This is a genomic window from Streptomyces sp. NPDC087270, assembly GCF_044744625.1.
Lineage (GTDB): Bacteria > Actinomycetota > Actinomycetes > Streptomycetales > Streptomycetaceae > Actinacidiphila.
In genome coordinates this window covers 58,644-71,165 of the sequence record NZ_JBIUYR010000024.1, presented here as the reverse complement: position 1 = coordinate 71,165, position 12,522 = coordinate 58,644, and the positions used below count along the sequence as shown (strand labels likewise).

At 68.9% G+C, this 12,522-nt stretch carries 11 protein-coding genes; 6 read left to right on the top strand and 5 right to left on the bottom strand.

Annotated elements, in window-relative coordinates; genetic code table 11:
* Positions 1-143: 143 nt before the first annotated feature.
* Both ACIPAE_RS34995 and ACIPAE_RS34990 read right to left on the bottom strand, forming a co-directional pair.
* Positions 144-2,789, bottom strand: coding sequence for a PA14 domain-containing protein (locus ACIPAE_RS34995; protein WP_402450851.1), 2,646 nt, complete (start codon positions 2,787-2,789; stop codon positions 144-146).
* 379 nt (positions 2,790-3,168) lie between these two features.
* Positions 3,169-4,902: a carboxylesterase family protein gene (locus ACIPAE_RS34990; RefSeq protein ID WP_402450849.1), complete on the bottom strand. Its 1,734-nt coding sequence runs from the start codon at positions 4,900-4,902 to the stop codon at positions 3,169-3,171.
* A 105-nt stretch (positions 4,903-5,007) separates the two neighbouring features.
* Here ACIPAE_RS34990 and ACIPAE_RS34985 point away from each other — a divergent pair, with 105 nt between their 5' ends.
* The 3 genes from ACIPAE_RS34985 (at position 5,008) to ACIPAE_RS34975 (ending at position 7,463) form a co-directional block, all read left to right on the top strand.
* Positions 5,008-5,769, top strand: a complete 762-nt coding sequence (locus ACIPAE_RS34985) for a TetR/AcrR family transcriptional regulator (RefSeq protein WP_402450847.1) — start codon at positions 5,008-5,010, stop codon at positions 5,767-5,769.
* Positions 5,770-6,107: 338 nt separating this feature from the next.
* The gene (locus ACIPAE_RS34980; protein WP_328472913.1) at positions 6,108-6,284 is read left to right on the top strand and encodes a hypothetical protein; all 177 of its coding nucleotides are present in this window, start codon (positions 6,108-6,110) and stop codon (positions 6,282-6,284) included.
* Positions 6,285-6,371: 87 nt separating this feature from the next.
* A complete protein-coding gene (locus tag ACIPAE_RS34975) occupies positions 6,372-7,463 on the top strand; it encodes a hypothetical protein (protein WP_402450845.1) in 1,092 nt (363 codons plus the stop codon).
* A gap of 238 nt (positions 7,464-7,701) precedes the next feature.
* Here the strand turns inward: ACIPAE_RS34975 and ACIPAE_RS34970 are convergent, their stop codons facing one another.
* Positions 7,702-8,175, bottom strand: a complete 474-nt coding sequence (locus ACIPAE_RS34970) for a MerR family transcriptional regulator (RefSeq protein WP_366413108.1) — start codon at positions 8,173-8,175, stop codon at positions 7,702-7,704.
* 119 nt (positions 8,176-8,294) lie between these two features.
* Between ACIPAE_RS34970 and ACIPAE_RS34965 the strand changes: the two genes are divergently transcribed.
* Together ACIPAE_RS34965 and ACIPAE_RS34960 are read left to right on the top strand one after the other, a co-directional pair.
* On the top strand, positions 8,295-9,347 hold the full coding sequence (locus ACIPAE_RS34965) for an aldo/keto reductase (RefSeq protein WP_402450842.1): 1,053 nt from the start codon (positions 8,295-8,297) through the stop codon (positions 9,345-9,347).
* A gap of 32 nt (positions 9,348-9,379) precedes the next feature.
* Complete coding sequence (locus tag ACIPAE_RS34960; protein ID WP_402450839.1) at positions 9,380-10,588, top strand: thiamine pyrophosphate-dependent enzyme; 1,209 nt, start codon at positions 9,380-9,382, stop codon at positions 10,586-10,588.
* A 140-nt stretch (positions 10,589-10,728) separates the two neighbouring features.
* Here ACIPAE_RS34960 and ACIPAE_RS34955 read toward each other — a convergent pair whose 3' ends face one another.
* The gene (locus ACIPAE_RS34955) at positions 10,729-11,112 is read right to left on the bottom strand and encodes a GntR family transcriptional regulator (RefSeq protein WP_402450836.1); all 384 of its coding nucleotides are present in this window, start codon (positions 11,110-11,112) and stop codon (positions 10,729-10,731) included.
* Complete coding sequence (locus ACIPAE_RS34950) at positions 11,109-11,516, bottom strand: hypothetical protein (protein WP_402450834.1); 408 nt, start codon at positions 11,514-11,516, stop codon at positions 11,109-11,111. Before ACIPAE_RS34950 ends, ACIPAE_RS34955 begins: the two co-directional genes overlap by 4 nt.
* 39 nt (positions 11,517-11,555) lie before the next feature.
* Here ACIPAE_RS34950 and ACIPAE_RS34945 point away from each other — a divergent pair, with 39 nt between their 5' ends.
* Positions 11,556-11,978 (top strand): hypothetical protein, encoded by a 423-nt coding sequence (locus ACIPAE_RS34945; RefSeq protein ID WP_402450832.1) that lies wholly within the window; start codon positions 11,556-11,558, stop codon positions 11,976-11,978.
* Positions 11,979-12,522: the final 544 nt, after the last annotated feature.

The window sequence follows — 12,522 nt, the reverse complement described above, 5'->3', positions numbered from 1 at the left end:
GGGCTTAGTTTTGGCAACCCCGCCCCGGGTCCCCCACCCCCCGGCACCCCTTTCCCCCCGGGCCCCGGGGGCCAATTCGGGGCCCGCGGGCCCCGGCCGGCGCCGTCCCCGGTGGGACGGCGGGTGTCAACTGCCGGAAGGGGTCAGGACGTTCCCGCCGCGGCACCGGCCGCGATGAGCTTGCGGTTGATGTCCCGAACCGGCCCGGGCTCGACCTTGACGACCTCGCGGTCGTAGGTGATCAGCCCGTTCAACTCGCCTTCGACGTCGCTGAGTTGCGTGTACACCGAGCCGGACAGGTTGCCGGCCGCGGCGGACAGCAACTGGCTGGTGTTGTCGACGTAGTCCTGGGTCAGCTCCGCGATGGTCGAGGCGTCGCCACCGTAGTTCTGGCCGCCGGAGACCCCCAGGATGTGGCCGGGCACGTTCAGCGAGTACCCGCCGTGCTCGCCGTCCACGGCGGCCCGGGTCGCGTCCGGGGACGGGAACGCGGGACCGTGGTACACGTGGTAGTCGATCAGGTCGCCCTTGCCCGAGTCGCCCTGCGAGGCACAGCAGTTGACGCCGGACGCGGCATCGACCAGCCGGCTCGGGTCCTGCTGCTTGATCGAGTCGGCCAGCGCGCCGGTGGCCTCCTTGGACTGCTCGCCCCAACCCTCGTTCATCATGGTCCAGACGATGATGGACGGGTCGCTGAGGTGCTGGTCCACGATCTCGTGCGCCTGGTCGCTGAACGCCTTGTCGCTGGCCTCGCTCGCGCCGGGCCCGACGTTGCGGCTCGGCATGTCCTGCCAGACCATCACGCCGAGCTTGTCGGCCCAGTAGTACCAGCGCGCGGGCTCGACCTTGATGTGCTTGCGCACCGTGTTGAAGCCGAGCTGCTTGTCCAGCTCCAGGTCGGACTTGAGGGCCGCGTCGGTCGGCGCGGTGTAGATGCCGTCCGGCCAGAAGCCCTGGTCCAGGTTGGCCAGCAGGTAGGTCGGCTTGCCGTTCAGCTCCACCTTGTTCACGCCGCCGACCTTGGCGACGGACACCGACCGCATGCCGAAGTACGAGCCCACCGAGTCGTACGAAAGGCCGTCGGTGAGAGAGACCTTGAGGTTGTACAGGTACGGGTGGTCGGGGCTCCACAGCTCCGGGTGCGGCACGTGCAGCGTCAGCTTCCGGCCCACGGTGCCGATGACCGTGCCCACCGGCTTGCCGCCCGCGTACGCGGTGGCGTTCACCAGGGACCACGCGGGGGTGCCGGCGGACGGGCGCACGGTGACGGACAGCGTGTCGTCGGACAGGTTCGGCGTCAGGACCAGCGAGTCGATGCTCGCCTTGGCCACCGGCTCCATCCAGACGGTCTGCCAGATGCCGGAGGACGGGGTGTACCAGATGCCGCTGGGGTCGCTCGACTGCTTGCCGGTCGGCGTGTTGGGGTCGATGGTGTCCTTGACCTTCAACGTGAGGGTCTGCGGCCCGCGGCCGGCCAGCGCGTCGGTGACGTCGGCGGTGAACGCCTCGTAGCCGCCGACGTGGTGGGCGACCTGCTTGCCGTTGACGTAGACCCACGCCTCGTAGTCCACCGCGCCGAAGTTGAGGTTCAGCCGGTTGCCCGAGCCGACCCGCCAGTTCCGCGGAACGGTGAACGTGCGCTGGTACAGCGACCAGTCATGGTGCTCGGCGACGCCGGACAGCGGCGCCTCCATCGGATACGGCACCAGGATCGACCCGCTCAGCTTGCCGTTCGGCAGCGCGGCGTTCTCGGCGGTGCCCTGGAACTGCCAGGTGCCGTTGAGGTTCTGCCACTTGTCACGGGTCATCTGCGGCCGGGGGTAGTCCGGGAGCGCGTTCTCGGGGCTGACGTCCTTGGCCCACTTGGTGGCGAAGTACCAGGTGGAGTTGTTGGTCGCCAGGCCGGAGAAGAGCGGGACCGGGCCCGCGGCGGTGGCCAGGCCGCCCTGCCCGTCGTAGCTGATCCGGACCTTCGCCTTCAGCGCGGCGGGGATGTCGGACTTCCCCGCGGTCAGCAGCAGTTGTGACCTGTCGGCGGGGTTGACAACGATGTCGGGCGTCCACCGACTGCTGCCCGCGATGACCGCCAGGTGCTTGCCGAGGTCGGACGGCAGCGAGTTGACCGCTCCGGGCAGTTGCACGGTCGCGCTCTTGCCCGAGGACGTGACCGCGGCGTCGACGGTGGGTGCGGTGAAGCCGGCCGGCAGGTGCAGCGCGGAGTCGGGGATCGCCTGCCGGGTGGTCCCGGGGCCCGACCACTCGGTGGTGATGTACGCGCCGCCGTCGCCCTGGTTGTAGTCGAACGCCAGGGTGTGCGGGCCGGCGGTCAGCGTGATCGGCTCGGACTGCGTCTGGACGTCCCAGTCGGTCGTCCAGTGGTCGATCACGCTCGACCCGTCGAGCGACATGCGGAAGCCGTTGTCGCCCTTGATGTAGAACGTGTACGTGCCGCCGGCCGGGACGTCGAGCTGGCCCGTCCAGTGCGCGGCGACGTTCAGGGTCGAACCGGCGTAGTCGCGCAGGGTGGGCAGCAGGTCGGGGACGTTGAGGGAGTTCTCGACGCCGGTGCTGCTGTACTGCGCGAAGTCCAGCGACGTGGCGTCGGAGCTGAGGTAGTAGTCCGCGCGCAGGCCCTGCGGGGTGTCGGCGACGGGCGCCGCGGACCGGGCGGCGGACGCCGGTTCCGCGGCGCCCGCGGTGGTCGGGACGAGCAGTGCCGCGCCCAGCAGCAGCGGTACCAGGGCGGCGAATCGGCGTCGGTGCGGTGGGCGGAATCTGCCTGATCTCACTGCGGATACACCTCTCCGTGGGAGAACTCGGCGTCCAGGGAACGGCGGAGGAACGGCGGAGGGATATGCCGCCACCGCCATCTTTCCAACGTTGGAAAAGTGGACGGTAGGAATGAAAGCAGGGTGGTGGGGCGGCGTCTACCCCCTGTGCAATGACTGCGCAAAGTCGTTTTGGTGCCGTTTTGCTGCGGTGATCCACGGCTCGCGGCAGGGAACGCGAAATCGAATTCGGCGCAGTTGTCGCCCTTGCCGAATGTGGCGACGTCGTGTCCTTCGGCGCGCTGCGGGCCACTTCGGCGCACTTCGGCGCCCTTCGGTGAGCGGAAGGGCGCCGAAGGCGAGGTACCTCATGCGGCGAGGATGGACACCGTGGCGGCCGTCAGCCGTCGATGGTCTTCCAGAAGCCGCACTGGTGTTCCTGGGCGAGATCGACCGGTTCCGTCTTCCCCGGTTGCAGCGACTGGACGTGTCGGCCGGTTCCGAATCGGGGCCAGGGCGCCGTGCCCTGGCCGTTCGGGTCGCCCGTGTAGGCGAACCGGGCCCAGTAGCGCACCATCGTGTCCGCGAGTCGGTGCTGGGCGGGAGTGGCCGGACCGGGGAGCTGCTCGTCGTCGAAGAGATACTCCAGCTCGCTGCCGTGGAACGCCCCGGTGGGGAAATTGGGTTTCTTGAGGGTGTCGAACCAGGGAGCTTCGGCGTCGTCGAACTCGTAGGCGTAGGTCGGCACCTGCCGGTCCAGGGCCTGGTCCCGGTCGAGGACCGTGCACCCCCAGGCCCAGTCGGTGACGACGGCGGACAGCGCCTCGCCGGGGGAGTGGAAGTGGCCGGCGGGGTAGCGGGCCAGGACACGGGCCGCGTCGCCCGGGGTGAAGAGGGCCCGGATCTGCTGCCGGTAGCCGGCGTCGGTCGTCGTCCGGCCGGTCGCGGCTTCGATGGCCGCGGTGAACAGGCGGTGTTCGTCCCGGGTGGTTCCCTGGATGACGGGGACCCGGTTGAAGTGGCCGGTGGCGAACGCCTGTTCCGGGCTCACGGGCAGTACGCCGCCGCCGACCGCCGGTCCGGACCCGAGCCCGTAGTCGGACCACTTGACGAGTTCGTCCACGGGTACGGCGCGGAGGCAGGCCGCTGCTGTCCGGCGGTCGGAGCAGCCGACCTTGGCCGCCAGGTCGAGCCCGTGCCGCTCGCGCTCCGCGCGCGGCAGCGGGAACCAGGTCGCCGGACCCGGTGACCATTTTCGTCCCGTGCACTGGGCGCTTTGCAAGATCGCCTTCTGGAAGAGGCCCGCTGACCCCGGCGCCACGAGATGCGCGCAGACACTGGTGCCGCCGGCCGACTCGCCGAAGAGCGTGACGTTCGCCGGGTCGCCGCCGAATGCCGCCGCGTTGCGCCGCACCCACCGCAACGCGGCCTGCTGGTCCTCCAGGCCGAAGTTGCCCGACAGGTGCTTGGCCGGACCGTGGTCGAGCGCGGGATGGTCGAGGAATCCGAAGACGCCGAGCCGGTAGTTGAAGCTGACCACGATCACCTTGCCCATGGCGGCCAGGCGCTGCGCGTCGTAGAGGCTCCCGGCGCCGTTGATGAAGCCGTTGCCGTGAATCCACACCATCACCGGCAGGCTGCGGGCGCTGCCGCGCGCCGGCGTGGTGACGTTCAGATAGAGGCAGTCCTCACTGCTGCTCTGCTGGTCGATGAGCCCCGCTGCCTGTGCGCAGCGGTTGCCGGGTTCGGTGGCGTTCCGTACGCCGGACCAGGACGCGGCCGGCTGGGGCGAGGCCCAGCGCAGCCGCCCGACCGGCGGGGCGGCGTAAGGAATCCCCTGGAACATCCGGGTGTCCGTGCCGAGGCGGCCTTCGACCAAGCCGGTGTCCGTCCTGACCACGGTGGCGGGACCGGCTGGGCCACCCCCGGCGCGATGGGCCGCCTGCGAGCATCCGGCCGCGCCGATGACCATGGCGCCGCAGAGCAGAGCGGTCAGCAGGGACCGTAAACGCGACCGCAGGGAGGTCCGCGACCTGCCATGGCCCGGTGAGAGGTCCTGCTCGATGGGCTGCTCGATGGGCCGGCCGATGGGTTGGTCGGTGGGCTGGTCGGTGGGCTCGCCGGTGGGATTCATCGACGTTCTCCTCCTCAAACTAGTTCGTGTGGGGTCCACACTAATATAAAGTGTGAGGCACCCACGAAGTCAATGCCCTGCGGACGAGACACGGAGACGGGCCCGATGCCGACAAGTGACGATGAGCGGCTGCCACCTGGCCTCGCCCTGGCGTGGGGGCTGACCGCCAAGACGGGGCGGCTGGGCCGGAAGCCCTCGCAGAGCGTCGAGGGAATCGTCGAAGCGGCCGTCGCGCTGGCCGACGCGGAAGGCTTCGCGGCCCTGTCCATGCCGAACATCGCCAGGCGGGTGGGGCTCAGCGCCAACGCGGTCTACCGGTATGTCAGTTCGCGGGACGAACTGCTGGTGCTCGTCGCCGAGACCGCGTGGGGCCCGGCGCCGGACCTGGAAACCGGTACGGACCTGGAAACCGGCACGGACCGGTGGCGGGCCGCGGCCGCCAGGTGGACCAGGGCGATGATCGAGCGATGTGACACCCATCCGTGGCTGCCCGACCTGCCCATCCGCGGGGCGCCCGCGACCCCGAACCTGCTGCGCTGGACGGAAGTACTGCTGGAAGCGCTCACCGGCGCCGGGCTGAGCACCGCCGAATCGCTAGGGTGCGCGCTGCTGCTCGACGGCTACGCGCGGCGCATCGCCAGTGCCCGCCGCGACGTGCGCAACAGCAGTGCGGCGCCGGTCCAGTCGGCCGCCGTGGCGCAGTTCCTCCAACCGCTCCTGCATGAGCACGGATATCCCATTCTGGCGGCCATGATGACGGACAACGCATACGACGATGCCATCGGCGACGACGACGTGGACTTCGGCCTGACCCGAATCCTGGACGGAATCGAGGTCCTGATCGCTCGACGTACGAAGGGCCGCTGAACCGCGGCTTGCCCAGCGGGAATTCGGCCCTCCGACCACCGGTGCGGCCACGCACGCGGTCTGCTGACGGCCGCGAAGATGCGCCCGCCCCGGCAGCGGACCGGGGCGGCAACCTCCTCCAGGAGGGCGGCCGGGGCGACTTCCTGGTCCACGTCGAGGTACGCGACTGAGCACACCCTGAGCCCTTTCCGATCTGCCCGGGCCGACCGCGCAACGTAGCCCGTTCACGCCGTGGCACCGGCAACTGCGCATTCGCCGGGCCGCCGAGGCGGGCGTAGCGTGGAGCATACGTTCGGAAAGCCGCGATGAGGATTCCTCAGCGTGAGGAGCTGACGCGTATGAGTAAGAACTCCCAGGTGAAGGGCCACCACGGTCTGGGTGCGCGGGGACAGGGGAAGCTGCTCTACTTCCACACCCAGATCGCGCATGTGGTTCGGGAGTCGAAAGACCAGATTCTCGACAAACGTCACCGCCCGCACGATCACCGCCAGCCCAACGGCCACTGGACGTCGTGACTCGCCATGGCTCACATATCTGATCTGACACCCGAAATCCTGGCTGCCCTGCGCGCCCCGAGGCCGTATCCCGCGATCACCCTGGCCATGCCGACCGAGCGGGACTTCCCGTTCGGCGAGAAGGACCGCATCATGCTGCGTGACCTCACCATCGAGGCCAAGCGGCAACTGGCGGAAGACCCGGACGTGGAGCGGGGCGCGGCGCTGGAACTGCGGGACCGCATGCTGGTTCCTGACGTGATCGAGGACGCCACCGATCCGGTCCGCGCCCACGACGCGCTGGTGATCTATGTGACGCCGGGGGAGGACGTCCAGGTGTGGCAACTGACGTCGCCCGTCACACCGCGCGTGGAGTTCGCCACGGTGTTCCTGACTCGTTACCTCGTGGCCGCCGAGCAGCGCTCGCAGCCCTACCTGGTCCTCGTCCTCGATCAGGAGATGTGCCGGCTGTACAGAGGGTCGGACCGGCAGTTGGTGGAGGTGAAGGAGCACGGCTTCCCCGACTCGCCGCAGATCCCTTCCCCCGAGGATTCCCTGCCCGGGCCCATTCCCCACTCGGCGCCTTACGAGGGACACGGCGAGCGGGTCAAGCAGTATCTGCGGACCGTCGACGCCCGGCTGAAGCCGGTGATGAAGGAGTACAACGGGGCGCCGCTGTTCGTCATCGGCAGCGACAAGATGCTCTCGGCGTTCAAGGGACTCAACGGCCACGCGCACCTGATCGCCGGCGCGTTGCCGCTGACCGGCATGAACACGCGTCCGGCCGCGGAGGTGGCGGAGCGGTGCGAGCCGCTCCTCGCGGACTTCCACGCCCGGCAGGTCGCGGAAGCCGTCGCGGAACTGGATGCGGCACGAGCACAGGACAAGTACGCGAGCGGAGCGCCGCAGGTGTGGACCGCGGTCGCCGACAAACGGGTACGCCGACTGCTCGTGGAGGAGAGCCTGGTGCTCGCGGGCAGGGTCGGCGGCGACGGGCGGGAGCTGGAGGTCGTGCCGTTCCCCGAACCGGTGACGCTGCCGGAGCCGAAGCCGGATGTCGAGCCGCCGGCCCGCGCGTCCGGCGTGGCTACCGACATCGTCGAACAGCTGGTGGAGAACGCCATGTTGGCGGAGTCCCGGGTGATGTTCGTACCCGACGGAACGCTCCCCGACGGTGTGGCGGCGGTGCTGCGGTACTGACCGCCGCGGGCGGTGAAAGCCTCCCGCGCGCCGCCGGCGACTGGTCGAGTGTCCTGGCGACCGGGGCCTCGACCTGCTCGTCCGTGATCTTCCGCGGCGCTCCCGCACGCGGCCGGTTCACCCGCCCTCCAGCGGTCCGCGGCGAACCGGCACCGCCACTTGCGCACCGTGGACCGGGCGCCGACTCGCCCCGCAACCGCAAGCAAACTGACGACTCAGGACATGTGGCTGTGCACGTCTACTCGACCGCCGCCTCATGGCGAAGCACGGGTGCGTGTTCTTCGTGCGGCGAAGGTGCTGGGGCGTGACACTGACGGTCGCCGGCGCCGCCGTCAGTGTCGACGAGATCCTCGTACACCCTCACCTTGAAGCTGATCAGATCCAGGCATCGAGTGAGCCTCCCGATCTGAGCGGTGACGTCCGCTTGGTGTTCACGCATGAGCGTGAGCCGTTCGTTCTCGTTGCCGGCCCCTTCCCTGACGAACTCGGCATATCGGCGGAGCCTGGGCAGGGGCATGCCGGAGGCACGGAGAATGACGCAGACGGTCAGCCAGTCCACGTCATCCTCGGTGTAGACGCGGCGCCCGCCCGGTCCTCGTCGCACGGGATCGACGAAGAGGCCCTCTCGCTCGTAGAAGCGCAGCGCGTGAACGCTCAAGCCGGTGCGTTCGGCGACCTGTCCGATGCTCAAAGCCGCTGTTCCCTCGTCCATGCCGCTCAGGGTAGCGAGGGTTGACCTAGAGCCGAGTCCAGCTCCTAGGGTTCCCCGTGGGATCGACGCTGTGTCGCTCCCACGACGGATCACGCCAATGAGAATGAGGGAGCATCGTCATGCGCTATCGAGCCCTTGGCGGAACCGGTATCGAGGTCAGCGTCCATTGCCTCGGGACCATGATGTTTCAGGACGGCTGCAACTCCGACCACGACGATTGCGTCCGCATCATCCACGCTGCCCTGGACCAGGGAATAAACTTCATCGACACCGCCGACATGTATGGGCAGGGTGAGTCGGAGGAGATCGTGGGAAAGGCGCTGAGGGGACGCCGAGACGACGTCGTACTGGCCACCAAAGTGCACTTCCAGATGGGCGAGGGCCGCAATCGCAGCGGCAACTCACGGCGTTGGATCATCAAGGCGGTCGATGAGAGCCTCAAGCGACTGAACACCGACTGGATCGACCTCTACCAGGTCCACCGCCCCGATGACTCCACGGACATCGAGGAGACGCTCTCGGTGCTCAGCGACCTCACGCATCAGGGGAAGATCCGCGCCTTCGGCTGCTCGACGTTCTCGCCGGCGGAGATCGTCGAGGCACACTCCGTCTCGGAGCGGCGCGGTCTGGCACGTTTCCGCACCGAACAGCCGCCCTACTCCATTCTGGCCCGCGGAATCGAGACCTCGCTCCTGCCCGTCTGCCGGCGCTACGGGATGGGAGTGCTCGTCTGGAGCCCCCTCGCCTTCGGATTCCTTACCGGAAAGTACCGAAAGGGTCAGGCGGTCGACCTGTCAACCGGCCGTGCCGCGCTCCGACCGGCGCAATTCGATCCGACGATCGCCCAGAACGCCGCCAAGCTCGACATCGTCGAGCAGCTCATCGAACTTGCGACAAGCATCGGCTGCACTCTTCCGCAGCTCGCTGTGGCCTTCACCGTCGCCCACCCCGCGGTCACCTCGGCGATCATCGGACCCCGAACCATGCAGCAGTTGGAGGACCTGCTCAAAGGCGCTGCACTCACCCTGGACGATGCGACGCTCGACCGAATCGACGAGATCGCTCCGCCTGGAACCAACCGATACGATCCCAATGCCCTCATGCCCCCGCGATCACTGACGGACCCCACCTTGCGGCGCCGCTCACTGGCCGAACGCGCCGCAGCCGAATGACCTGATCCCCCGTCAAGCTCACCGAGCCTCTCGTGAAGTGGGCAGGCGAACCCCTGCGCCCCCAGGACGCCCCCGCGCTGGTGTCCAAGGGACTCATGCTCGCCGACTCCGCCCCACGCGGCGTCGTCTACCTGTCCGTGCCCCTCGACGACTGGCCCGAGCCCGCGGACGACACCGCGCAGGCCCTCCTGCTCCAGCGTGCCGTGGACGGTTCCCCCGTCGTCACCCCGCAGACCGTCGAGACCCTCGTCACCGCACTCGACCGCGCCTCCGACCCGGCGCTCGTCCTCGGCCCCGGCGCCGACACGGAACAGGGATTCCAGGCCGCCATCGCGCTGGCCGAACGCGCCCGCCTTCCCGTCTGGGTCGCCCCCAGCGCCCCCCGCTGCCCCTTTCCCACACGGCACCGCTGCCACCAAGGACTGCTTCCGACCGACGCCGGCTCGCTCGCCAAGATCCTCGCGCGATACGACACCGTCGTCTGCTTCGGCGCCCCGGTCTTCCGCTACCACGCACCGAGCACCGAGGACTTCTTCCAGCCCGGCACCGCGGTCTACGCCGTCACCGACGACCCCGACGAAGCCGCCCGCGCACCCTTCGGCCGGATGTTCGTCGGCGACGCCTCCGACGCCCTGGTCCGCGTCAGCGATGCGGTCACCGCAAGCGACCGGCCGTGGCCCGCGCCGCTCACGATCGCCGAAGCTGACACCAGCGGACCGCACTTCACCGCCGAGGCCATCCTCGACGCCGTCGACCGCGGTACCCGCGACGACGACACCGTCTTCTCGCTTGAATGGACCTCCGCGGAGATGTTCCGCGACCGGCTCACGATCACCCGCGCCCGCTCCCTGTTCTACTCCGCCGCCGGAGGACTCGGCTGGGGCCTCCCCGCCGCGATCGGCCTCAAACTCGGCCGCCCCGACCGGCCCGTGGTCTGCCTGCTCGGCGACGGCTCCCCGCACTACACCATCGCCGGCCTGTGGACCGCGGCCCGCCACAAGGTCCCGGTGACCTTCGTGGTGTGCACCAACGGCAAATACCGCGCGCTGGAGGAGTTCGCCGAGGCACTGGACGTCCCCAAGGGCGAGTATCTCCACATCCCCGACCTCGGCATCCTCGACATCGCCCGCGGCTACGGGCTGGAAGTCCACCGCGCCGAAACCCTCGCGGACCTCACCGAGTACCTCAAGAAGGGCCCCGATGCCAAAGGCCCGCGACTCGTCGAGATCCTCCAACGCTGAACTCGGGACCGGGCAAGCCGGAGGTCGCGGTGGACTTGGTCCACCGGTCATCAGCGAACGGGCATCGGACGGGCCGTCCGGGCGAATCTCCGGCGGGCCCAAAGTCGCGATCGGGCCGGCCGCCAGGATTCGGCCAGGGCCTACCGGGGTGCTGCGGTGAGGGTGAGGCGGATTGCCGCGAGCAACTGCTCGTCGCCGGCGCCCAGTCGGCGCGCGGTGGTGACGTAGGCAAGGGCGGCTCGGGCGAGTTCGTCGTCGATGGCTGGTCGGGTGTGTGTCGGTGGCGCGACTCGCGTTCCTGCTCCACGGCGGCTTGTGACCATCCCGGCGGATTCCAGTTCCTGGTAAGCCCTGGCCACCGTTGAGACGGCGAGCCCGAGGTCGGCGGCGAGCTGCCGTACAGGGGGGAGCCGGTCGCCCTCGCCCAGGTGGCCGCCCAGGATGAGGTCGGCCACCTGGGCGCGGACCTGTTCGTATGCGGGGATGGCGCTGGAGGTGTCCACGTTTACGGTCAGTTGGTTCATGCCGTGGCCTGGTGGGGGGCGTGTTGCCGGGTCAGCTTGGCGAACAGGTACACGAAGGCGTATCCGCTCGCTGCGATCGGCAGGTAGGCGGCCACACGCATCGTGGTCGGCCACCAGCTCGTATCGGAGAGGTCGGTGGTGCTGTCGTACACGTATCGGGCAACAAGTGACCAGGTGAAGAGGGATGCTGCCAGCAGGCAGCCCCAGGCGTAGAACACCGCTCCTGCTGAAACCTCTCGCATGGCCGCGTCCCGGGCTTCGCTCTGCGGGTCTGCCGTGACCGCAGGACGGTTGACGATCTTTCGCAGGACGAACAGGCACGCGACAGCGCTGCCGACGAGCGACAAGACGGTGGCCGCAACTGCGGGCGCGCCCACCCAGGCAGACGGGAAAGTGGTGGTCACGTCACCGCGGGTGAAGCTGATGCTGCCCCGGTCGTCGGAATGCGCGACTGTAATAGCTGTCATGCCCGCGAGCAGTGCGGCGAGGCAGGCAAGGAGAGCGGCCAGCAAGGCGCGGTGCCTGCGGGGCAGGTAGTCGCGAACCTGCCGAGTGGTCAGAGTCGCCGACCGGACCGTGCCGGCTGGACGGGGAGCGAGCAGTTCACCCGCGAGGACACCGGCGAGTACGAAGAGACCGAAGAGCGGACCTGCGAGCCAGTCCCTGTGCGGGTGGGAAACCGGAACGTACACGAGCAGAGCAGCGGCAACGAGGCCGAGCGCACAGGCAGCCCGCCTGCATCGTGCGGCTCGTCGTTCGTGCGGCAAGGCGTGATCGACAGCCCAACGCCGTCGGAGGAGGAGTATCAGCAGGCCGATGGCGAAGGGGATGACAAGGAGCGTGTTGAAACTGAGCAGAAACTGTAAGAGCCGCAGTCGCATGAGTCCACCTCGTTGTGTCGATGTTGCGTAACATCCTTTCATTGGTTGGTTGCTTGTATCAAGAGGGCAGTACATCCGGGCTCGTGGGCGGCGCCGCTCCGCTCAAGGTGCCCTTCCCTTGCCACGATCACTCGTTGGTCTGAGCATGGCGAGCCTTGCCGAGCGGTTGGTGCCGGACGAGTGGGGGGAGTTGTTTCGGCGGGTGACGCCTCCGACGAAGGTCATACGTCCGCAGGGTGGCGAGCGGCGGAGGGTGGGCGACCGCGAGGTGCTGACAGCGATGGAGTTCGTTGCTGCGTCCTGCCGCTCTTCGTCAGGTGGCAACTCCTCGCCAGCTGGCAGAAAGCAGCCACCGCTGTCGTCTTGTTTCTCGGTCGCCCGGTTGACAGCCTCGGTTCGGCGAAGGCCAGGTGCTGCGGCGCCGCACTCTCCTTCGGGTAGGGCACACCGGACGCCGGCCGCGCACCACGTGACGGCAGGTCTGTCGCGGCGTGCGACGGATGTCCTCCTCGCCACTGGCGGCGCGGGG

Excerpts from the sequence above, each read along its gene's own strand:
- ACIPAE_RS34945 (WP_402450832.1), top strand. The coding sequence starts at position 11,556 with ATGCGCGACTGTAATAGCTGTCATGCCCGCGAGCAGTGCGGCGAGGCA.
- ACIPAE_RS34970 (WP_366413108.1), bottom strand. The coding sequence starts at position 8,175 with ATGGACGAGGGAACAGCGGCTTTGAGCATCGGACAGGTCGCCGAACGC.
- ACIPAE_RS34955 (WP_402450836.1), bottom strand. The coding sequence starts at position 11,112 with ATGAACCAACTGACCGTAAACGTGGACACCTCCAGCGCCATCCCCGCA.
- ACIPAE_RS34975 (WP_402450845.1), top strand. The coding sequence starts at position 6,372 with ATGCCGACCGAGCGGGACTTCCCGTTCGGCGAGAAGGACCGCATCATG.
- ACIPAE_RS34980 (WP_328472913.1), top strand. The coding sequence starts at position 6,108 with ATGAGTAAGAACTCCCAGGTGAAGGGCCACCACGGTCTGGGTGCGCGG.
- ACIPAE_RS34965 (WP_402450842.1), top strand. The coding sequence starts at position 8,295 with ATGCGCTATCGAGCCCTTGGCGGAACCGGTATCGAGGTCAGCGTCCAT.
- ACIPAE_RS34985 (WP_402450847.1), top strand. The coding sequence starts at position 5,008 with ATGCCGACAAGTGACGATGAGCGGCTGCCACCTGGCCTCGCCCTGGCG.
- ACIPAE_RS34990 (WP_402450849.1), bottom strand. The coding sequence starts at position 4,902 with ATGAATCCCACCGGCGAGCCCACCGACCAGCCCACCGACCAACCCATC.